The following is a 21,879-nucleotide window of genomic DNA, read 5'->3' on the forward strand; positions in this document are numbered from 1 at the left end:
AAGAGTCAAAAGTCAACAGTCAATAGTCAACAGTCAATAGTCAACAGTCAATAGTCCAGAGTCAATAGTCCAGAATTAATAGTCCGGAATTCTTTGACCATTAACCATTAACCATTAACCATTGACCATTAACCATTGACCATTGACCATTGACCATTGACTAATGACTATTGACTAACAATCTTAATTCTTCTTGCTGTCTTTCATGTTCTACAACAAACACATTAGAATAAAGATTTGCTAATATTTGTTTACCTTGCTGTGTTAATGCTAAGTAACGTAATGCATCTTTCACATAGGGATAAACACCATTCCAGTAAAACTTGGCGTAATTCTTCCGCAAATCGCCAGGATTTTGATAGTTTAAGACTTTATTCATTCCGGTTTCTTCAAATTCATAAAATAAAGAAGTAATTTTCTTTAAATAACGCGGATCGCTTAATTGTCCAATTAAATCGGCTGCTCTGACTAAGCCTGCATAGTTAATGGTATCTTGATGATCGTCGGCTTTGGGAACGGGGAACCTAGTTAATTCAATATTCGACTTAATTACCTCAGCATCAATTAATTTGTGTCCGCCAAACCGTTCATCAATAAATAGTTTACCCCGATCGACATGATAAGGTATGAGACTAGCATCAGAAGCACCAGCCGGCAAAGAAATCATTTCGTGATTTTTACCTGTAGCATATAAACCTTCGGCTTCTTGATCTTGCCGACAAACTCCTTTGACATAGCCAATATCATGACATACTAAGGAGATAATAAAATGTAACCAATCGTCACTGGAAACCCCACCTTCGCGGATATGTCTACCGCGTAAAATTTCCTGTCCTACCAGGGTAACTAAAATAGTGTGTTCGACGTTATGATAAAGGGCATCACTATTGGCAATATTTTCTAAAGCCATATTGCCAGCCCAGGCGATGATATCTTGATAATCATTTTTGTAAGCGCCATAGGTACGACGATAGCCTTCACGAATTTGATTAACAAAAGCATCAATTAAAATTTCCGTAGCATTGAACATCTGTGGTTACTCTCTTTGTTAAGAATTATTTTGATTATTGGCAAAAATTCTAGTACCGCTACGCGGAAGTCAACAGTCAATAGTCAACCGTCAACCGTCAACCGTCAACCGTCAACCGTCAACAGGTTAATACATCAAGGCTTGTGAATGTTGGAAATGGTAGCTTTATTTACGCCTTGTTGTACTAGATTAGTTTCGCCTTTGGGGAATTGAGTATGAATACAGGTTTTCTCCTTTGTTATCCTATGAGATTTTTTTCTATTGGTTTATTTTTCCCATAGGATAGCCTATCCTTTCAAATTCAGACAAAATCAACAATATTTGTCAGTCTGGATCTTAAAGGGGAAGGGGGAAGATAAGCGATCGCTATATCAAAAAATACATTAAGTTGATTTTATAGCTGTTGACGGTTGACGGTTGACTGTTGACAGACTTGAAAGCCTTTTATTGTCAGGGTTTTGTCTTAGCTTGATGTCCTAATCTATGTGGCTACAGCTATAGTAGGCAAAATGCCTTAACTAGTTCTCAAAATGCCTTAACTAGTTCTCGAAACGCCTTAACGAGTTCTCATTTTGGTGTTTTCCGCAAGCGAAATGTCTTAACAAGTTCTCAAAATGCCTTAAAGCTTACTCGTTTTAATGAATCATCAACTCATTTTAGTGTTTTCCGCAAACGAAATGTCTTAACAAGTTCTCAAAATGCCTTAACGCTTACTCATTTCGGTAAATCACGCACTCATTTTAGTGTTTTCCGCAAGTAATCAGCAAACTACATTCTAAATGTACTGATTTACCCTTGAAATTTAGTCAACAGTCAACAGTCAACAGTCAACAGTCAACAGTCAACAGTCAACCGTCAACAGTCAACCATCAACCGTCAACCGTCAACCGTCAACCGTCAACAGTTAATTGCATATTAAATACTAAAAATGTTCAATTAATTCAGTGCAAATACTCATTGACAATATTTTGCATATCTAAATATATTGCAAATATTCTTCAATGGTAATAAAAATACTACCGATGTCATGCTTATAGGCTGAGAGATATGACAGTTAAAGCCTCAACAAATTCAGCTTATTTAATATTTCTTCACAAATATTCAACTTTATTTAAAAAAACTATTAGAGTATTTATATTACAGGAGATAAAAGTATGAATGTGAGTGACGAAAGTTCATCAGAATTGGGAATGGAAGACGCTTTAAAGGCTGATGATGCTGATGTTGGGCAAAAACTCAATTCTCAGTCAAATCGCCTGTGGTTAAAGCCTTTACTGCTAGGTACTGGTTTAGGGTTTGCGATCGCCATTGGTGGTGTGGGTGCATTCAAACATAACACCAATTCTCCACAAAAGGCTGTTGCCAATAACCCAGTATCATCTGCTAAACCTGCGATGACGGTAACCATTGCAGCTGTAGAACCGGCGAGTATAGCGCAGAAACTCAATACTACTGGTACTGTCGCCGCATCGGATTTAATTCCTGTGTTACCTCAAAGTAATGGACTGCAAATTCGCCAAATTCCCGAAAATATTAAGGAAGGGGCTTTTGTCAAAAAGGGTCAAGTCTTGGCAGTGTTAGATGATTCTATCCTGCAAACTCAAATTATCCAAGCTAAGGCTGATGTCCAATCTAAGCAAGCAGATGTGGAATCTAAGCAAGCAGATGTGGCATCTAAATTAGCAACTGTCTCAGCAAATCAGGCGATTGTCAAACAAAGGCAAGCAGACTTAGCTCAAGCAAAAGCCCGGTTGGAAGAAGCCCAGAAGAATTTTCAGCGTTATCAACAACTTGCGGCTTCCGGGGCAATTAGTCAACAAGAACTCGATACTCGTTCCTTCACTGTGAAAACTGCAACTGAAGCAGTGCGGGTTGCAGAGGAAAATGTGCGTAGCGCTCAAGCTAATGTGGGTAGTAGTCAAGCAAATATCAGTATTGCCGAAGCGAACGTGAATAAGGCGCAGGCTGATGTACGTAGTAGTGCGGCGAAAGTCGGACAATTACAGACGCAATTGGGACAAACTTTAGTATTAGCGCCTGTTTCGGGAATTATTGCCGAAAAACTCGCCAGAGTTGGCGATGTCACCGGTATCCCACCCCAAACCCAAGTAGGAAATGTAATTGGCGGTACACAAAAGCTATTTTCAATTATTCGCGATCGCAAATTAGAACTGCAAGCCAAAGTCCCGGAAATTCAACTTTCCTTAGTGAAAGTAGGCGCAACGGTAGAAGTCTCTTCTGATATGAATCGGCTTGTGAAGTTGGAAGGAAGAGTCAGAGAGATAGAACCGATGGTAAACGACCAAAGAAGGGAAGCTATCGTTAAAATCGACTTACCAGCAACAAATTTGCTAAAACCAGGGATGTTTGCTAGGGCGGCGATTACCACCAATAACGCTATGGGCATGACAGTACCACAAAAAGCCGTCCAACCTCAACCTGACGGTAGCGTCGTGGTATTCATGCTATCGGGTGAAGACATTGTGCGCGCTCAGAAAGTAGAACTAGGAGAACCCATAAACGGTAACAGAGTGGAAATTAAAAGCGGGTTAAAAATAGGCGATCGCGTGGTTGTTAGAGGAGCAGGTTATCTCAAAGATGGTGACAAAGTCTTGATATCCCCCGAAGGATAAAGTCTAAAATTCCCTAATTTTGAATTTTGAATTTTGAATTTTGAATTTTGAATTAATTTATGTCCTTCAATATCTCTGCTTGGTCGATTAAAAAGCCTGTTCCGACGATAGTTTTATTTTTAATTCTGACGATAGTTGGGTGGTTTTCTTTCACTTCTTTAGGTATAGATACTAACCCCAACGTAGATATTCCCGCAGTTACAGTTACCGTCACCCAACCAGGTGCAGGCCCCGCAGAACTTGAATCTCAGGTGACAAAGAAGATTGAAGATGCTGTGGCGGGCTTGGGCAACATCGATAACATGATATCGAGGGTTACTGATGGTAATTCCACAACCACGATCAGTTTTTTGTTGGGGACAAATAGCGATCGCGCTACCAATGATGTGAGAAATGCGATCGCCCAAATTCGCCAAACTTTACCCCAAGACATCAACGATCCAGTAGTCCAACGTCTAGACTTTGCCGGTGGGGCGATTATGACCTATGTAGTCAAATCCGATCGCCGTTCTGTGGAAGAATTAAGTAACCTCACAGACCAAACAATCAGCCGCGCCTTGCTAGCAGTTAAAGGTGTCGCCCAAATTAAACGTGTCGGTGGAGTTGATAGAGAAATCAGAATTAACCTCGACCCCAATCGCTTACAATCTTTAGGTATCACCGCTACCCAGGTAAACGACCAAATCCGCGCCTTGAACATTAACCTACCCGGTGGACGCGCAGAATTAGGTGGTAGCGAACAAAGTATTCGCACATTAGGTAGCGCCGCTAGCGTGGATGTGTTGAAAAGCTACGAAATCATCCTTCCCGGAGGCGGTTCCGTACCTCTTTCCAGCTTAGGAACTGTCGAGGATCAATTTGGCGACATCCGCCAAACTGCACGGTTGAATAACAAACCGATTGTAGCATTTCAGGTTCTCCGCAGTACTGGTAGCGTCATGGTAACAGTAGAATCAGGAGTCAAAGCTGCAGTTAAAGAATTAGAAAAAACTCTACCCCCAGATGTCAAGCTAGATTTAGTCTTTACCAGGGCTGATGTAGTTCGCCAATCCTATGAAAGCACCATCGATGAATTAATTCAGGCTTCCATCCTGGCGGTCATCGTCATCATGGTATTTTTACGGGACTGGCGAGCCACATTAATTACTGCCGTCGCCCTCCCCCTCTCCATGATTCCCACCTTTGCCGTACAGCAAGCATTAGGTTACACCCTCAACAACATGACCTTGCTAGCCTTAGCCCTAGCCGTCGGTAACCTAGTCGATGATGCGGTTGTGGAAATTGAAAACATGGAACGGCACATGGCAATGGGGAAATCTGCATTGCAAGCCGCTTATGATTCTTCCGCCGAAGTGGGATTAGCCGTAGTCGCTTCTTCCGCCACGATTATTGCTGTATTTATGCCTGTAGCCTTTATGGGTGGGATACCAGGGCAATTTTTCCAACCTTTTGGCGTCACCGTTGCCGTTTCCACAATTTTCTCAACTTTAGTCGCCCGGATGGTTACACCCATGATGGGGGCGTATTTACTCAAGGATAAAGACCATACACAGAAAAAGGCCAGATTTATCCGATTATTCAACTTTAAATTAAAACTACCCAAGAACAACCAGAAGAATACAAAACTTAGCACGATCAAGCCCCGGACTTTTCAGCCTTACAAGTCCATGTTGCAATGGGCACTCAGACATAGATTAACCACAATTGCGATCGCGATCGCTTTCTTCATAGCAAGTTTAACGCTAGTGCCGATGATTCCCAAGGGTTTTGTCGATGATGGCGACTACGGACTTTCTAGTATTGCTATAGAAATTCCCCCTGGTTCCACCTTAGCAGACATGAATCAGGTAGTAACCCAGACAACTAATATTCTCCTAAAAAATCCGTATGTTGCTCAGGTAGTAGCCACTGAAGATTTAAGTACAGCTACCCTCGCGGTCAACCTCAAACCCAAAGAAGAACGCAAGATATCCCAAAAACAATTTGAAGAAGAAATCCGCCCCTTGTTCCAACAAATACCAGGAGCGAGAATCAGTTTCCAAAGCCAAGTACCAGGTGATAGCCGTAAAGGTTTATCAATAGTTCTCAGAAGCGAAAATCCCGAAGCCTTAAGTCAAGCAGCAGAAGCCTTAGAAAAGGGGATGCGCACCATACCCGGATTAGTAGAAGTCTCTTCTAGCGCCAGTTTGGTGAAACCAGAAATTTTGGTCATACCCGATCCGCAACGCGCTGCTGATTTAGGCGTCACCGTGCAAGCGATCGCTCGTACCGCCTCCCTAGCTACCATTGGTGATAACGATGCCAACTTAGCCAAATATAATTTAAGCGATCGGCAAATCCCCATTCGCGTGCAAATCGATCCCAAAGCACGTGCAGACATCAACAATATCAAAAATCTCCAAGTTCCCACTCAAAATGGTAGCTTAGTTCCCCTCCTTGCCGTTGCAGATATCCGCTTTGGTAGCGGCCCTGCAACAATCAACCGCTACGATCGCGCCCGTCAAGTTGCAGTCGAAGCCAACTTACAAGGTATCGCCCTGGGAGAAGCAGTCCAAGCAGTAAATAAACTGCCGATTATGCAAAACTTACCCCCAGGAGTCATGCAGCAACCCTCAGGCGGTGCAAAAATTATGCAAGACATCTTTAGAGGTTTTGGTAGCGCCTTAGGATTAGCAATTCTCTGCATATATGCAATTCTCGTCTTGCTATATAACAACTTCCTGCATCCACTATCGATTATGGCAGCCTTACCCTTTTGTTTAGGCGGCGCACTAATAGCCTTAATGGTTATGCAAAAACCCTTAGGACTCTATGCCTTAATTGGCATTGTACTACTATTGGGGATTGTCACCAAAAACTCAATTCTGTTGGTGGATTATACAATCATCAACATGCAAGAAGGCAAAAGCCAACGTCAAGCACTCATCGAAGCTGGCGTCTCCCGCTTACGCCCAATTATGATGACTTCACTAGCAACAATCGCCGGTACTCTACCCCTAGCATTAGGAATCGGTGTCGGTTCCGAAGTCCGTCAACCGATGGGAATCGCCATCATGGGTGGCTTCACAACTTCCACATTGCTGACATTGGTTGTTGTACCAGTAATATTTAGCTATATTGACAACTTCCAAAGCTGGATAACCAACACATTGCGCTACGGCTTCGGCAAAAAACCACCCCGCCCAGCATCTAGCGAACATGAAGTCATCAGCCTGCCATCAGAGCGGGAAAAATCCGCTTCTTAAATTCAACCTTGGCAGATTGTGGTATAATAGCAGCTAGTCATAGCTTAATGACTAGCTGCTGTTTGCGGGTGTAATTCAGTGGTAGAATGTCACCTTCCCAAGGTGAACGTCGTGGGTTCGAGTCCCATCGCCCGCTTTTGATTTAAATCCTTATATCGTAAGCTTTTCAAGGCTTTTCATTCTTGCTCATTTTCCTTGATAATCCCCATTATACCCTTTATCGGGTGCTTTTATTGGGTCAATGAACTACCCCACCCTACAACGTTATCGGGTGGGGTTTCTACATCCCCACCAGTAGAGTAAGATTTCTGACGCTTCTTTTGGCCTAGTTGCTTCATGCTTCCCGCTTGCTTACGGGTACGTGAAGTAGAGCTAGAACGATCTGCGTCTGCGAGACTTGTTCCAAATCCCGGTAGTTGATTTGAGTACCAAAGCAGCATCACTTCTCCAGAAGCGATATCACGCTGTTGAGTATAGTTACAGTTAGAGCAAATATGCACTCGTTGGTCTAAAGATTTCTTTTCTTGATGCCCACATTTAGGGCAGGTTTGAGACGGTTTTATCTTCTTGGTCGGTGCTTCAGAAAACAAACCACCAACATCATCCAACTTAGCCTTAAGGGACTGCCTAATCATCCCCATACCGACATCAAGAATTGATTTATTTAGACCAGTTTTTTGCTTGTTGCGCTTACCCCTTTTCGCTTTGGCGCTCATGTTTTTAACTTCTAGTTGTTCAGTTACCACCGTGCTATTACCGCTAACTATTCGTGTGGTAGCTTGATGAACCCAGTTCTGCCTCTGATTAGCCACTTTTCGATATACCTTGCTAATCTGACGCTGAAATTTCTTCCATCTTCTAGAAGCTTTCTGTTTTTTCTGGAAATTAGGTGAACGTTTACGACGCTTACCTTTGCTTAATTGCTTGATTTGTTGTTCTGCCTTCCTAAAAAATCTAGGAGCAGGAATCAAACCATTCTCTTCACCATTAGTCCAAGCGATAGCATCATTACATCCCAAGTCAATGGCTATTAAGCCGTTATCAGTTTTACGACTATTTCTTAGCAAATCATCGTCTATGTCCAAAACTATAGACGCATACCACTTACCATTGCGGTGAACTATGTCTAGGCTTTTGGGATGCCCCCATAATCTAGCTTTACCCCGCATCTGGATAGATCCAATCTTTGCTAATTCTAAATAACCATTATCCCCTGTACTATGACATTTCCATCCTGTGAAAGATGGATAACTCCATCCTGAGTAACGACGAATTGATTTGAACTTGGGATAACCACCTAACCCTTTGAAGAATCTTTGAAATGCAAAATCAACTCGTTTTAGAGTAGCTTGCAACGCCTGGGAGTTTATTTGCTGGTACTCTGTCCAAACTTCCTTGAAATCTGGTAGACAATTCTGTTGTTCAAAGTACGAAACTGATTTACCAAATTTTCTGTAAGACGTAATTCTATTGGAAATTGCGCTGTTGTAGAGGTCTTTGTGCAATTTCCTGTGATAGTGGAGTATATTATTCACTTTTGCTGTAGGATAAAGCCTAAAAGTTGCTCTACGCAACGCCATGCGTCATCACCTCCTGTTCAGTTTCAACTTGTGGTATCCTATCACTGTATAATTTCAGTTGTCAACATGAAAACTCAACTCAGAAAAGCGGCTCACGCCGTTTTCAGGATTCAGTTTCATATAATATTTGTCACAAAATACCGCAAGAACGCTATCAATCAGGCAATTCTTTCTAAATTAGAAGAAGTATTCAGTCGTGTTTGTGAAAAAAGAAAGTGTCAGCTATTGGAATTCAACGGAGAAAATGACCATGTTCATCTATTAGTAGATGTTCACCCAGACAATAATATTTCTCAGTTGATAGGTTCGTTGAAATCTGCGTCAAGTCGCGTTGTCAGGAAAGAATTTCAGGATTACCTAAAACAGTTCTACTGGAAAAAAGAAGATCCTAGTTTTTGGACGGACGCATACTGCGTAATTTCGGCAGGTGGCGCACCATTGGAGATAATCAAGGAATACATACAATCTCAAACAGAACCAAAAAGCTAATGTTGTCAAAAACTCAACTGCCCCATTGCTTGTTTTACCTGCGGTAAAATTCAGCAACAGGGCGTTTCGTTTTTGACCCGCTTACATCCCCTCCCTGCTAACGCTGAGGAAGGGGAATTACGCGGAATTAGTTAAAGGTCTTTTTGGGTGCGTTTTGGGCGTAAATTGGGCGTAAAAATTTGGGGTCAATCCAGACGGGCGTAAGATTGGGCGTAATTTTTTGTAGAAGAACAGCATGAAAGGGATAAAAGGACAAGTTAGCGTAGTGGCTTCCCACGGTCGGTTGCAATTACGATTTAGGTATGCTGGGAAGAGATACACCCTAAGCATTGGATTACCAGATACCATTGTTAATCGCAAAGCTGCTGAAGCTAAAGCAAGACAGATTGAGCTAGATATACTTTCAGGTAATTTTGACCCTACTCTGGCTAAATATAAACCACCTGCTAATACCAAAACCGAAGAGGAACGCAGGCGATAAGCCTGCGGCATGGCTTCGCTTACCGCTACCAGCACAATTAGTGGTTAGTTTGGTAATAGCAATGAGTCTGTGGTCTAAAGACTCGATGCGTGATGTACTGAAAAACTTGATTGATAGGCTTAGTGAGGCATGGGTTCAGGTTGGTCAATATTGGCGAGTACCTTGTAAGTCAGCGATTACACAAGCGCGACAGCGATTAGGTGCAAGAGTACAATACCTTTGCCAAAATAAGAGGTTACAAAAATTTTGGCAAAAATGGCAAAATGACCCATATATAAGTGTTTAGCTTCCAAGCTCCCTTGTAAGCGCAAACCCTTTATACTGCCACAATACACCAAAAAAAGCCTTGTGGGAAACCTGGAAGAAATTTTAGGACTGATTGTTTTTGCCAAACATCAGAGAAAAGGGCGTTAATACATGAACTCAGCCTCGGAAATTGGCAAAGGTATTGATACTAAGAGAATATTTCCAATTGTTGAATGGCTATAGTTTTGCATCACCATTTTTACCGCCAGTGCCCGTTTCAGTTCTCTGGGGTCTGACGTTGTTTGAATGAACTCCATCAATTCTTCCATCTGTACTGCCATTCATTCTCTCAGTGACTACCAATTTTTACCATATCAACAACTTTGATTTTTCACAAATGATTTAGGATTGCTATATGTGAAGAAAATTGAAGAACAAATAGTCGAATTTTGGGCGTGGCGTGAGATAGCCAAGGGAGAGGAAATTACTATCAACTACAACGGAAACCCAGAAGACAATACACCTATATGGTTCGAGCCTGTAGAATAAATTGTTGGGATAGAAGTTAAGTTGGCACAAATAAACTGAACTCTCTAAAAGAATGTAAAATGCACGAAATCTCTGCGATTGCTAACCTGCCTTAACCCTCTGAAGCGTCTACGTTTCACTTTGTTCCACTCGCGGCGGTTAGTGGGACGAAAAAATTATGGACACAAATGAACAGCAGGCGTTAACACACGCTATTGCAGTTAGAGACGGAACTGCAATTCAAATGCTGTATCTAGACGAAGTTATACTGTGTTATCTATTTGGAGAATATCATCAAGCTGTACAAACCGATGTTGTGGCAAGGCAACATTTTGAAGAGGTGACAGCAATAACAGTTTTACCTGTATTCTGTTTGTATCACTCTCTGGCGCTTTTGAGCCTACCGCTCGATGCTTCAAACTCCCAAAAAGTAGCTTGGCTCAATTGTGTTAACATCAACCAAGAAAAGATGCAGAAATGGGCAGAACACGCTCCCATGAATTATCTACATAAATTTCATCTAGTTGAGGCAGAAAAAGCGCGAGTCTTAGGGCAATTTTTTGAGGCTGAAGAGTTTTACGAGCGAGCGATCGCTCTTGCTGCTGAAAATGAGTTTATCCAGGAAGAAGCACTCGCCTATGAATTAGCGGCTAAACATTATCTGGCGCGAGGGCGGTCAAAAATTGCTCAAACTTACATGAAAGAGGCGCACTATTGCTATGATCGCTGGGGCGCAACCGCTAAAGTTAAAGATTTAGAAGAACGCTATCCACAACTCCTCAACACCAACCTAGTTCGGCAATCACATTCAATCGTGACCGATGAAACGATCCGTCATCCGACTGCGACGATCGATTTGGGTGCGGCGATGAAAGCGGCTCAAGCCATCTCAGAAATAATCCATCTCGATCAATTAACTGCAACGTTGATGCAGGTGGTGATAGAAAATGCAGGAGCCGAAACTGGCGCTCTGGTTCTCCTGGAAGATGATCGGCTCACTGTTGTGGCTCAGTGCAGTGGGAGTAAACAGTGTAACCTGGAAAAGATCGCTGTTGCTGGCTGTGCAACAATTCCTGTCTCCGTCATCCAATCAGTAGAACGCACATCTGAAACTCTGGTGTTTGATGATGCAATCAGCGAACCGTCTTTTTTGACTGATCGGTATATTCAAAACCAACAAACGCGATCGCTCTTGTGTATGCCCATTCTCAAGCAAAATCAGCTGATTGGCATACTTTATCTGGAGAACAATCTCAGTACCGGAGTGTTTACTAGCGATCGCTTACAAGTCCTTAAACTGTTGATTGCTCAGGCAGCAATTTCACTGGAGAATGCTCGGTTATATGAACGGTTATCGGATTATTCCGAAACACTGGAAAGGAAGGTAGAAGAGCAAACTCAAGCTTTGCAGCAGGAGATCGCGGAACGTCAACAAACCGAAGCCGCATTGAGACAAAGTGAAGCAAATTATCGCAACCTGCTACAAACCGCAAATTCCGTGATCATTCGCTATGATCCGCAAGGACGGATTCACTACATCAACGATTATGGGGTAAAACTTCTTGGCTATGAAGAACATCAGATTTTAGGGCGAACCTTATTTGAAACAATCATTCCAGACATCGAAATCTCTGGACGCGATGTCAAACCCTTTGTCCATGATTTACTTCGTAATCCTCAATCGTACCCGCAAGGTGAGGGTGAAAACCTGTGTCGAGATGGTCGGCGAGTTTGGGTTGTTTGGTCAAATCAAGCCATCTTCAATGAACAGGGAGATGTCGTTGAAATCTTATCGGTTGGCAATGACACCACCCAGCGTAGACAAGCAGAAGAGGCATTACAACGCAGTGAAGCCAAGTTCCGAACTATTTTTGAAAACTCACAGGTTGGTATCTACCGAACCCGCACCTATGATGGCTTAATTCTCAATGCCAATCAACGCTTTGCCGATCTGTTTGGTTTTGATTCACCCCAAGAGATTATTGGAATTGAACACACTATAGGCTATTGGGTCAATCCCAGCGATCGCCAACAAGGCATTGAGGTGATGAAGCGGGATGGGGAAGTGCGAAGCTATGAAGCACAGATGCGAAAACGAGATGGGACAGTGTTTTGGGGACTTTTCTCTTCTTATCTGAATGCAGGCGATGACTACATCGAAGGGGTGATTGCAGATATTAGCGATCGCAAACAGGCAGAAGTAGCGTTGCAAGCCTCTGAAGCAGAACTGCGGGCGCTCTTTTCAGCCATTCCCGATCCGCTGTGTGTTTTCAATGCTAAAGGGCAAGTGATCGGCGCAATCAAAGGAAATCCGTCATATGGAGAGTTGCATAGGGAGGAGTATATTGGTAAAACACTGTATCAACTCTATGATACGGAACAAGCTGATGAATTCCTGAGTTACATTCAGCAGGTGCTGAGAACCCAACAAGTACTCACAGTTGAATACAGCCAGTGGATAGCTGAACGAGAAATCTGGTTTTCAGCGCGCATTGCACCGATTCGGCACGAACAGGTGATTTGGATAGCGCGAGATATTACGCTGCAAAAGCGAGCAGAAGCAGCCTCGATTTTGGAAGAACGCAACCGCATGGCGCGTGAAATTCACGACACACTCGCTCAGGCGTTTACGGGCATTCTGGCTCAGGTAGGAGCGGCAAAACAGGTGTTAACGGATGATTCAGAAGCAACTGAGGCACACCTAGACCTGATCAAAGAATTGGCGCGAACTGGACTGGTTGAAGCGCGGCGATCGGTAGTAGCGCTCCGTCCTCAGCTTTTGGAGGAAGGCAGTCTACAGAGCGCTCTACATCGTCTCGTCGCTCAACTCAGAACTGCCGCAATGGATACCACTTTATATTATGAGATTGAGGGTGCAGTATATTCTCTGCCGACTGAAGTCGAGAGTAATCTACTGCGGATTGGGCAGGAAGCCTTAACCAATGCGATTCGACACGCCAATGCTAATGAAATTCGAGTGGAGCTAATCTACGATCGCGATCAATTTTGCTTGCGCGTGAAAGACAATGGACAGGGCTTTGGAGTTGGGAGTATTCCAGCCTCTCTTGGTTTTGGCTTACTAGGCATGAGCGAACGGGCAGAGCGCATCGGCGCACAACTCACGATTCGGAGTCAACCTGGAGAAGGAACAGAGATGATTGTTACTGTCGATCGGGAGGCATCACAATGAGCCAAGCCATTCGGGTTCTCATTGCAGACGATCATGCTATTTTTCGGCAAGGATTAGCCACCATTATTAACCGTGACCCAGATATGCAGGTGATTGCCCAAGCCGAAAATGGGGAACAAGCGATCGCTCTATTTGGGGAACACCAACCGGATGTCACGCTCATGGATCTGCGAATGCCGGGCGTGGAAGGAGTTGCCGCCATCGGTGCAATTTGTGCTACTGCTAAATCTGCTCGGATTATTGTACTGACCACGTATGATAGTGACGAAGATATTTATCGAGGATTGCAGGCAGGCGCAAAAGGATATCTGTTGAAAGAAACTGAACCTGACGAGCTTCTGAATGCTATTCGTACCGTTCATCGGGGTCAGAAGTATATTCCGCCTGATGTAGGAGCAAAGTTGGTACAGCGCCTCAGCAATCCAGAACTGAGTGAAAGAGAACTAGAAGTACTCCGCTCACTGGCGCAGGGAATGAGCAATGCCGATATTGCAGCTACTTTAAGTATCGGTGAAGGCACTGTTAAATCTCATGTGAATCGAATTTTGAATAAGTTAGATGTGAGCGATCGCACCCAAGCTGTAATTGTTGCTGTTAAACGCGGCATTGTTAATTTATGAGGCGTACTTTCGATAGAATTGGGATTCTAACTTGAGTTAGAACCAGCCTTCTACTCCACGATGGCATGGTTGCTCTATCAATTTATACTGTAAAAATTTTAACTTGCTATAGACGACAGCTTGAAGGCGATCTCCTATATTGAGTTTATGCAAATAGTGCATCCAATCAGGCAAATCATGCTCCTTGAGAGCGGTAAGAGGCTGTCTCTAAAGAAATGTAAAGGGGACGGAAGCGGGCGATCGCAAACGCTCAAATCCCTAGTTTAAGCGAATTACTGGAATGACACCAAAGCGGGTTCGTTAATTCCACAAGAATCTGACAAATCATTGCAAGAATTTGAAAGAAGTCGAGCCTTGGAACTCAATACACTTTAAATAAATAGAACTAGGAGAATCCAATCATGGTCAAACAGCAATCTGTAGATGAACAAGCAAATGGAAAGACAACTAGTAACCTGACACCAGCCCAGGAGTTTTTGCAAGAACTCTGGGATGAGCATCTGCGGCTTGAGTTTGACGCTCACAACACTGAAGATACTCTCGCCACGATGGTTGAGGATGCTTACGTTAACGGCATTCCGGTAATGATTGGGGGAGTAGGGAAACCGGCACTGCGCGAGTTTTATTCCAAGTACTTCATTCCACAGATGCCGCCGGACATGGAGCTGACTCCGGTCTCGCGCACAATCGGAACCAATCAACTCGTCGATGAAATGCTAGTTAAGTTCACTCATACCATCCAGATGGACTGGATGCTACCTGGCATTGCTCCGACTCTTAAACGGGTTGAAGTGGCATTGGTAGTAATTGTTCAGTTTCGTGACGACAAGCTAGCCCACGAACACCTCTACTGGGATCAGGCGAGTGTATTGGTTCAACTCGGTATGCTTGATCCGGGTACTTTGCCCGTTGTAGGGGTTGACAGTGCGCGCAAGGTACTTGATCCGAGCTTGCCCTCAAACGCACTGATCGATCGTGCCAGCGATCGCAACTAAGTGCAGGAGCCAGCAAATATCAATGCCTAAACCCGCCATTTTGCAACCAGGATCGTACTCATCCTGGTTGTAGGAGGCGCTTCTTATTGCTAGTTAGATGTGAGCGATGCCTACGGCAACGTCAAGGACGAACGCACCCAAGCTGTAATTGTTGCCGTTAAACGCGGCATTGTTAATTTATGAGGCGTACTTTCGATAGAATTGGGATTCTAACTTGAGTTATAACTAGCCTTCTACTCCACGATGGCATGGTTGCTCTATCAATTTATACTGTAAAAATTTTAACTCGCTATAGACGACAGCTTGAAGGCAATTTCCTATATTGAATGTATGCAAATAGAGATGCAGTCAATGGATTGAGCAAGTCAATTGCAAAATTCTATACTTGCTGCAAACATAAAAAAATGAACGACGATCGCAGCTACAGTTCCTTACTTGTACCCCCTTCAACTCAAGATTGGATGCAAGGTGTGCTGAGTGCCAAGGTCGTGCTGGTGATGTATGGAGACTATCAATGCTCTAGAAGTGCGGACGTTTACAGGATAATTCAAAGAATCAAACAAGAACTGAGTGCTTCTTTTGGAGAAGATTATTTATGCTTTATCTTCCGTCATTTTCCGCAAACACAGATTCATCCTCATGCTCAACGAGCCGCCGAAGTCGCTGAAGCCGCCGCCGCTCAGGGACAGTTTTGGTCAATGCACGACACTTTGTTTGCCCATCAACAGAAGTTAGAAAATGGTTATCTTGTAGAGTACGCCAATGATTTAGGGCTTGATATCCCTCAATTTCTTAAAGAGTTGTCTAAACAAGTGCATGTCGATCGTGTCAATGAAGATATCGAAAGTGGATGTAAGAGTGGAATAACGGCTACTCCAGCCCTATTTATCAATAACATTCGATATACTGGGCGCTGGAAAATGGCAGAGTTGATGACAGCCATTGTTGCTGCAAGTCACTAAGCTCTATTCATATCTGATACCAATTTGAAAAAAGAATGCGACAGATACACAGACCCAAAGCTTTATCCTGTCTAGATTCTTAATTTTGAATTTTGAATTTTGAATTTTGAATTGGTATGACTTGTTTATTAGTGCTAGTAAGCTATCGAATGCGTGATGGCTAGCTTTTGTCTGTTTTGTTGAACTTAATCGCCTCACTGGAATGGCCCCAAAACAGGTTCGCTAACACGATACGAATTATTCATAGCGACAAACAGGAGAAAGATGATGAAATTAACTACAACACGACGCTCAATTTCTAGAATCACTGGGATGCTTGCTAAAACCACTCTATCAATCATCGTTATAACGGGAGTAGGTGGGGTTTTGCGAATGCATCCGGCGATCGCTACCCCTCCACCTCAACAATCTCCTATTCTTGTTGCAACCGCCTACACGGATCTCACATTGCCAACCTTGAGACGGGGCGATCGCGGTAGAAGAGTGCAAATGTTGCAGCAAATTCTCTTAGATAATGGGTTCTTAAATGCTGCTGGAGTCAGGTTGGGAAATCCGAGGGGTGCGGTTGTTGATAGTGCATTTGGCGCGATTACAGAATCTGCGGTGAGAGATTTACAACGACGCTACAACATCCCCGTTACAGGACAGGTTAACCCTGTGACTTGGGAAGTGCTGGATATGCAGGAGAATCCCTATCGATCGCCGCTCCCCTGGAAAGTGTAAGCGTCCTCCCAGGTAACTGGCGGTCAGATCCAAGCACTACATCCACGCACAAATCAAGGAGACACAGATGAGGATTAAAGCAACCCAAGGACATCAGGGAAGGGGAACGGAAGTGAAAGACGCGACTTACGTGGATGCTGCCGGGTGGGGTAAGTATCGGTGGTGGCGGTATGTTCTGGGGCTGATGATCATCCTCTTTGCCTGGATGGTCGTCGCCAACTTTGTTAGTGCGCTCGTCGCGCTCGCGCTCGGCGGCAAAGAGGGTGTTGCGGCGCTCAGTCGGCTGGATTACGCCGCGTTCGGTTCTGTAGGAGGCTTCGTCGTGGTCATGGCAGGTTTTCCGGTGTTCCTCGCAGGAATTCTCATCGCTGTCTCCCTGATTCACCAGCGTCATCCCCGAACGCTCGTGACGGCGCGGGAGAGGATCAGTTGGACTCGCATCGGTCACGGCTTCGTGGCTGGGTTCGTGCCGTGGGTTCTGCTCGGCGGGCTGGGGCAGTACCTCCTCTACCCCAATAGCTTCTCCTTCAACTCAGACCTTAAGACGTTCGCGCTCTTCGTGCCTTTGGCACTAGTCATCACCGCAATCCAGACAACCACCGAGGAGCTTTTCTTTCGCGGGTACATCGTGCAGGGTGCGAGCCTGATCTGGTCGAACCGCGTGTTTCTGGCGATCGTCTCAGCCGTGATCTTCACCCTGCCGCACGCCACCAACCCAGAGTCACAGGAGGGTGGCTGGATCGGGATGTTCCTCGGCTACTTCGTCGGCACAGGTCTATTGTATGCGGTCGTTTCATTGATCGACGGCACTACCGAGCTTGCGATCGGCGCGCACTTCGCCAACAATCTCGCGTACTTTCTCTTGTTCAACTGGTCTGGAAGCTTCTTCACCACGCCAGCCCTGTTTAGCATCAGCGAGTACCATGCGAGATTCTATGACATCACCTCTCTCGTGCTGATTCCTGTTTTCCTGGTAATCGTTTTCCGGGTGTTCAAACGCAATAAGGCATCTTAACTCGTTTCCCAGAGCTACCGGAACGCTCTTCGGTAATCCCGTCAAATCCTGAAAACAATCACAAAGGCAACTAGCGACCAGATCCAAGTAACACATCCACGCACCGGTAAAGGAGATAAAGATGAGGATCAAAGCAACTAAAGGAAAGCAGGGAATCGGGACGGAAGTGAAAGACGCGACTTACGTGGAGGCTGCCCGTTGGGGCAAGTATCGGGGGTGGCGGTATGTTCTGGGATTGGTGGTCATACTCTTTTCGTGGCTGGTTATCGGGAGTCTCGCCAGCGTACTCGTCGCGTTCGCGTTCAGCGGCCAGGCGGATTACTCAGTGCTTGATCCCTTTGGGAAGTTCCTGTTTGTTATGGCAGGTTTCCCGTTTTTCCTCGCGGGGGTTCTCATCGCCGTTACCCTTATCCACCGCCGCCACCCCCGAACGCTGATTACGGCGCGGGAAAAGATTAGCTGGCGGCGTGTCGGTCACGGGTTTGTGGCGTGGTTCGTGCCATTCTCCCTGATCGGTGGGCTGGGACAGTACTTCTTCTACCCTGACACCTTCTCCTTCAACTCCGACCTCACGACATTCGTGCGCTTCGTGCCGATCGCACTGGTTCTCACCGCGATCCAGACCACCACTGAAGAGCTTTTCTTTCGCGGATACATCGTGCAGGGCGCGAGCATTGTTTGGACTAACCGCATCTTTCTGGCGATCTTGCCAGCCGTGATCTTCACCCTGCCGCACCTCGGAAACCCCGAGGCGATCGCGGGCGGTTGGCTCACGGTCTTTTTCAGCTACTTCCTCGTTCCGGGTCTGCTGTGGACTATAATCTCGTTGATTGACGGAACCACTGAGCTTGCCATTGGCGTACACTTCGCGAACAACATTGGCGGCATACTCGTGATTAACGCAGCCGGAACCGTCGTGACCACGCCAGCCCTGTTCACATTCAGCGAGTACCACGCGACCTACGGAGCGCTATCGGTGTTGGTTGCAATACCTGTGTTCCTGGCGATCGCCTACAAGGTGTTTAAACACGACGGGGTATCCGAACCCATTTCCCAGAGCCACCGAAAGGGGTGTCGTCGCTAACGCGCTGCTGCGCTACGGTTCGTTCATCGGGGTCGTGGCTAGCACCGTGATCTTTGCCCTTGGTCACGGCATCAACATCGTCTTTCCCGCAGCCGTAGTCGCTGGTCTCGCCACTGCCGATGTCTTCCGCCGCAGCGGCTCGGTCTGGACTGCTGTTATTGTTCACGTCGTTTTCAACTTGCCCACAATTCCGGTGATGGTAGCTGCTGGCATGGGCTGATAGGACGGATTATCTGGAGGTTAAACCAATGGCAATTCTGAAACAATTCGGGATTTTATTTGTATTGGGCTGTATTGGGCAGTGTGGGAATTGTCATGTTCACGATCGCGTCTATTCCCTTAGTCGAGCAACAGTTAGCGAAACTGTCTCCAGAAATACTGGAAAAAGTGCCGCCATTGTGGATTTTAATGCTTCTGCAAGGACTACAGTATTCAATTCTACTGGCAATCAGCATTCTGGTCGGAATTGGTTGTGCCTATCGTGTTGGATTAAGCTCCCATTTAATTGATCATGGGGTGTTTCACACTGCTAAGTTTCCATCTTTTGCCGAAAGGTTTTAAAAATGGTGGGCGATGCCCACTACTTGAATTGATGCTCAACTCTACAGTTTTAAGGTGGTAAATCAAATGATTCAGTGCAAAGATTTTGCGCCTCGGATTACTGAACGGGGATTCTTCGGCGGAGCTTCCGATTATGAATCCTTTTCTGAGGTTGTGAGTGAGGTCAATCAGTGGATTGAAAATACAACGATGCAGGTGATCAATGTTGAAACCGTTGTTTTACCAGATCGGATTGAAGGCACAAGTGATGGTGTCTACGGCGTGACAGTCAGTAATGGGGTCTACCCAGTGATGATCAGCCAGGGCGTTACAGTCAATTGCTTTCAATGTGTGCGTGTGTGGTACAGAGAATAAGCTTCACCAGAGAAGAAATAATGAAACGATTTACCTTGTTTACTTTTCTGTACCTCGCGCTCGGAGTTTGCCTGAGTGCGATCGCACTTGGATACCCAAACCTGCCTTCGGGTCTTCAAAGAAGCTTGTTCATCAGTGCAGGAACCTCCTACATTTTTTGTCTCCTCAGCACCTTCCCATTTTGGCGCGAGAGGACGATCCGCTTCTATCGCAGACGGAATTCAGCGGTAATTCTACCCTGGTTGGTGATTGGAGTGAACATTGTTTGGATGATCTGGGAGGTTCAGAGTCAGAACTGGACGATGGAAGCCATTTTAGGAGCGTTTTCGCGGCTAATAGTTGTCTTACCGCTTGTAGAACTCATTGTGATTACATGGCAAGTGAATTCTGAGCATTAGTGTCTAAATCGAATGGCACTAAGAAAAGTTGAAAGCTCGTCTGGGCAGGGTGTAGGGGGAAATTAAGAAAACCAAATATCGAGTACGAATGGCACTAAGTTAAGCTGAAGGGTATACAGTATAAGGATTGCAGAGGGGCAGGGGTGTTCTTGTGCAGGGGGGATTTCTATTTCTTGCGAACGCACAGCCTAATCGCTCTTTTTTCTCCCCTGCTGCCTCAACGATTTCCCCTTTTCTTAGTGCCATTCGGATAAAACCCGTTTGGTGGGCACAGATCGAATTGTCTTCCATTACACACCCAAACATTCTTCGTGGCTGAATCAAATTGAGATTTGGTTTAGTATTTTGGTTCGGAAATTACTCAAAAGGGCAAGTTTCGTTAGTCAAGATGATTTGAAAAATCGAATTCTCAAGTTTATCGACTACTTTAATCAAACAATGGCTAAACCTTTTAAGTGGACATATAAGGGTAAAGTTTTGGCTATTTAATGGTCTGCTTATTTCCGCCGTGCTGTACTAGTTGTCCTTTAGCGACAACCCAACCCCAAACCATGATTAAAATTACTACTGTGCGGATAGCGGTTGCGACATTGGGGTTAATTGTTTCGACTCCAATTTTGGCAAATATTGTCGTCAAAGCCGCAAAAAATGCTGATAACAGGGCATAAAATATACTACTTACTTCGTTATCTAACATTTCATGCCCCCAATTACATAAGTAATTAATGAAAAATGCGATCGCTATAGCAATCCTAAATGATTTGTGAACTTTGATATGAAGGGTTTGACAGTCAACAGTCAACAGTCAACAGCCAAAACCGATATTTTTCACAACTGAAATAGGATTGCTATCTTGACAATACTGTTGCCAATTCACGATAATTCAACACCTGTAGAAACTGGAAATTATTAATTAGGAATTGTGTTACTTTTGCCCTTGCGTCCTATGGGTACGCACATCGGTGTTCCCAATACTGGATCGGAAATAACACGACACTCTAAAGCAAAAACTTCTTTTACCATCTCCTCTGTCATTACTTGCTTGGGTTCTCCCGCCGTAAAAATTCTTCCTTGTTTCACAGCAACTACATAATCTGCATAACGACAAGCCTGATTCAAATCATGCAGCACCATGACAATAGTTCTTCCCTGATTCTGGTTCAAATCATATAACAAATCTAAAACTTCTATTTGATGTGCTAAATCTAAAAAAGTAGTTGGTTCATCTAATAGTAAAATATCTGTATCTTGGGCGAGTGCCATTGCAATCCAAGCACGTTGTCGTTGTCCACCAGATAAGGTATCTAATGCTCTTTCTGCTAACTCTAATAAATCTGTAATTAAGAGCGCCTGTTGCACAATTTTTTCATCTTTAGCTGACCACTGCTGCAACCAATTTTGATAAGGGTAACGTCCTTGTGCTACCAAATCTCTAACTGTTAATCCTTCTGGTGCTACTGGACTTTGGGGTAAAATTCCCAATTGTTGCGCTACTTCTTTCGTGGACAGATTAAAAATTGAGGTGCTATCAAGATATACGCTACCACCAATAGGTTTGAGCAATCTGACTAAACCTCGTAATAAAGTTGATTTACCGCAACCATTCGCACCCACTAAAGCAGTAATTTTTCCTGTGGGAATTGCCAAATTTAAGTCTCGGATAATGGGCACGCCATCATAAGCTAAAGACAAACTTTTGGTTGATAATCCTTTCATAGTTGTTGTTATGTTGACGGTTGACGGTT

General features: G+C 44.6%; 22 protein-coding genes, 1 tRNA gene and 1 pseudogene. 19 read left to right on the forward strand and 5 right to left on the reverse strand.

Features of this window, described 5'->3' with window-relative positions; all coding sequences use genetic code 11:
• Nucleotides 1–160: 160 nt before the first annotated feature.
• Entirely contained in the window at nucleotides 161–1,030 is an 870-nt protein-coding gene (locus H6G08_RS18490) for an Npun_R2479 family HD domain-containing metalloprotein (RefSeq protein WP_190545536.1), read from the reverse strand.
• Nucleotides 1,031–1,825: 795 nt separating this feature from the next.
• Between H6G08_RS18490 and H6G08_RS18495 the strand changes: the two genes are divergently transcribed.
• From H6G08_RS18495 to H6G08_RS18510, 4 genes are all read left to right on the forward strand, one after another.
• Nucleotides 1,826–2,038: a hypothetical protein gene (locus H6G08_RS18495; RefSeq protein ID WP_190545538.1), complete on the forward strand. Its 213-nt coding sequence runs from the start codon at nucleotides 1,826–1,828 to the stop codon at nucleotides 2,036–2,038.
• A gap of 146 nt (nucleotides 2,039–2,184) precedes the next feature.
• Nucleotides 2,185–3,663 carry an efflux RND transporter periplasmic adaptor subunit gene (locus tag H6G08_RS18500; protein ID WP_190545540.1) on the forward strand — a complete coding sequence of 493 codons (1,479 nt, stop codon included), beginning with the start codon at nucleotides 2,185–2,187 and terminating at the stop codon, nucleotides 3,661–3,663.
• 59 nt (nucleotides 3,664–3,722) lie between these two features.
• Entirely contained in the window at nucleotides 3,723–6,908 is a 3,186-nt protein-coding gene (locus H6G08_RS18505; RefSeq protein ID WP_190545542.1) for an efflux RND transporter permease subunit, read from the forward strand.
• A 64-nt stretch (nucleotides 6,909–6,972) separates the two neighbouring features.
• A tRNA-Gly gene (locus H6G08_RS18510) sits at nucleotides 6,973–7,044 on the forward strand.
• A gap of 94 nt (nucleotides 7,045–7,138) precedes the next feature.
• Here the strand turns inward: H6G08_RS18510 and H6G08_RS18515 are convergent.
• Entirely contained in the window at nucleotides 7,139–8,488 is a 1,350-nt protein-coding gene (locus H6G08_RS18515) for an RNA-guided endonuclease InsQ/TnpB family protein (protein ID WP_190545544.1), read from the reverse strand.
• 66 nt (nucleotides 8,489–8,554) lie between these two features.
• Here H6G08_RS18515 and tnpA point away from each other — a divergent pair, with 66 nt between their 5' ends.
• From tnpA to H6G08_RS38720, 3 genes and pseudogenes are all read left to right on the forward strand, one after another.
• A complete protein-coding gene (tnpA, locus tag H6G08_RS18520; protein ID WP_190545546.1) occupies nucleotides 8,555–8,977 on the forward strand; it encodes an IS200/IS605 family transposase in 423 nt (140 codons plus the stop codon).
• Nucleotides 8,978–9,212: 235 nt separating this feature from the next.
• On the forward strand, nucleotides 9,213–9,458 hold the full coding sequence (locus H6G08_RS38715; RefSeq protein ID WP_190545548.1) for an Arm DNA-binding domain-containing protein: 246 nt from the start codon (nucleotides 9,213–9,215) through the stop codon (nucleotides 9,456–9,458).
• A pseudogene (locus H6G08_RS38720) lies at nucleotides 9,427–9,669 on the forward strand (transposase domain-containing protein); the annotation flags it as partial. The gene H6G08_RS38715 and the pseudogene H6G08_RS38720, both read left to right, overlap by 32 nt.
• A gap of 199 nt (nucleotides 9,670–9,868) precedes the next feature.
• On the opposite strand, the gene H6G08_RS18535 reads toward H6G08_RS38720, so the two are convergent.
• Complete coding sequence (locus H6G08_RS18535; protein WP_190545550.1) at nucleotides 9,869–10,045, reverse strand: hypothetical protein; 177 nt, start codon at nucleotides 10,043–10,045, stop codon at nucleotides 9,869–9,871.
• A gap of 76 nt (nucleotides 10,046–10,121) precedes the next feature.
• Here H6G08_RS18535 and H6G08_RS38210 point away from each other — a divergent pair, with 76 nt between their 5' ends.
• The 12 genes from H6G08_RS38210 to H6G08_RS38215 all read left to right on the forward strand — a co-directional run bounded on the left by H6G08_RS38210 (nucleotide 10,122) and on the right by H6G08_RS38215 (nucleotide 20,623).
• Nucleotides 10,122–10,253 (forward strand): SET domain-containing protein, encoded by a 132-nt coding sequence (locus H6G08_RS38210; RefSeq protein ID WP_277877839.1) that lies wholly within the window; start codon nucleotides 10,122–10,124, stop codon nucleotides 10,251–10,253.
• Between the two features lie 847 nt (nucleotides 10,254–11,100).
• A complete protein-coding gene (locus H6G08_RS18540) occupies nucleotides 11,101–13,422 on the forward strand; it encodes a PAS domain S-box protein (protein WP_199322650.1) in 2,322 nt (773 codons plus the stop codon).
• The gene (locus tag H6G08_RS18545; protein WP_190545552.1) at nucleotides 13,419–14,042 is read left to right on the forward strand and encodes a response regulator; all 624 of its coding nucleotides are present in this window, start codon (nucleotides 13,419–13,421) and stop codon (nucleotides 14,040–14,042) included. Before H6G08_RS18540 ends, H6G08_RS18545 begins: the two co-directional genes overlap by 4 nt.
• A gap of 401 nt (nucleotides 14,043–14,443) precedes the next feature.
• Complete coding sequence (locus tag H6G08_RS18550; protein ID WP_190545554.1) at nucleotides 14,444–15,037, forward strand: nuclear transport factor 2 family protein; 594 nt, start codon at nucleotides 14,444–14,446, stop codon at nucleotides 15,035–15,037.
• 404 nt (nucleotides 15,038–15,441) lie between these two features.
• Nucleotides 15,442–15,999 carry a DsbA family protein gene (locus H6G08_RS18555; RefSeq protein WP_190545556.1) on the forward strand — a complete coding sequence of 186 codons (558 nt, stop codon included), beginning with the start codon at nucleotides 15,442–15,444 and terminating at the stop codon, nucleotides 15,997–15,999.
• A gap of 267 nt (nucleotides 16,000–16,266) precedes the next feature.
• The gene (locus tag H6G08_RS18560; RefSeq protein ID WP_242046192.1) at nucleotides 16,267–16,722 is read left to right on the forward strand and encodes a peptidoglycan-binding domain-containing protein; all 456 of its coding nucleotides are present in this window, start codon (nucleotides 16,267–16,269) and stop codon (nucleotides 16,720–16,722) included.
• A gap of 67 nt (nucleotides 16,723–16,789) precedes the next feature.
• Complete coding sequence (locus H6G08_RS18565) at nucleotides 16,790–17,737, forward strand: CPBP family intramembrane glutamic endopeptidase (protein ID WP_190545557.1); 948 nt, start codon at nucleotides 16,790–16,792, stop codon at nucleotides 17,735–17,737.
• Nucleotides 17,738–17,858: 121 nt separating this feature from the next.
• Nucleotides 17,859–18,821, forward strand: a complete 963-nt coding sequence (locus H6G08_RS18570) for a CPBP family intramembrane glutamic endopeptidase (RefSeq protein WP_190545559.1) — start codon at nucleotides 17,859–17,861, stop codon at nucleotides 18,819–18,821.
• 34 nt (nucleotides 18,822–18,855) lie between these two features.
• Nucleotides 18,856–19,041 (forward strand): CPBP family intramembrane glutamic endopeptidase, encoded by a 186-nt coding sequence (locus H6G08_RS38530; protein ID WP_313942069.1) that lies wholly within the window; start codon nucleotides 18,856–18,858, stop codon nucleotides 19,039–19,041.
• Nucleotides 19,042–19,100: 59 nt separating this feature from the next.
• On the forward strand, nucleotides 19,101–19,382 hold the full coding sequence (locus tag H6G08_RS18580) for a hypothetical protein (RefSeq protein ID WP_242046193.1): 282 nt from the start codon (nucleotides 19,101–19,103) through the stop codon (nucleotides 19,380–19,382).
• A 66-nt stretch (nucleotides 19,383–19,448) separates the two neighbouring features.
• Entirely contained in the window at nucleotides 19,449–19,736 is a 288-nt protein-coding gene (locus H6G08_RS18585; RefSeq protein ID WP_190545561.1) for a hypothetical protein, read from the forward strand.
• Nucleotides 19,737–20,398: 662 nt separating this feature from the next.
• Complete coding sequence (locus tag H6G08_RS38215) at nucleotides 20,399–20,623, forward strand: transposase (protein ID WP_390625612.1); 225 nt, start codon at nucleotides 20,399–20,401, stop codon at nucleotides 20,621–20,623.
• On the opposite strand, the gene H6G08_RS18595 is transcribed toward H6G08_RS38215, so the two are convergent.
• Nucleotides 20,616–20,831: an EamA family transporter gene (locus tag H6G08_RS18595; protein WP_242046194.1), complete on the reverse strand. Its 216-nt coding sequence runs from the start codon at nucleotides 20,829–20,831 to the stop codon at nucleotides 20,616–20,618. The two genes, H6G08_RS38215 and H6G08_RS18595, sit on opposite strands and share 8 nt — an antisense overlap.
• Before the next feature lie 212 nt (nucleotides 20,832–21,043).
• Complete coding sequence (locus H6G08_RS18600) at nucleotides 21,044–21,850, reverse strand: ABC transporter ATP-binding protein (RefSeq protein ID WP_190545563.1); 807 nt, start codon at nucleotides 21,848–21,850, stop codon at nucleotides 21,044–21,046.
• Nucleotides 21,851–21,879 lie beyond the last annotated feature (29 nt).

The organism is Calothrix anomala FACHB-343 (assembly GCF_014696435.1).
GTDB lineage: Bacteria > Cyanobacteriota > Cyanobacteriia > Cyanobacteriales > Nostocaceae > Aulosira > Aulosira anomala_A.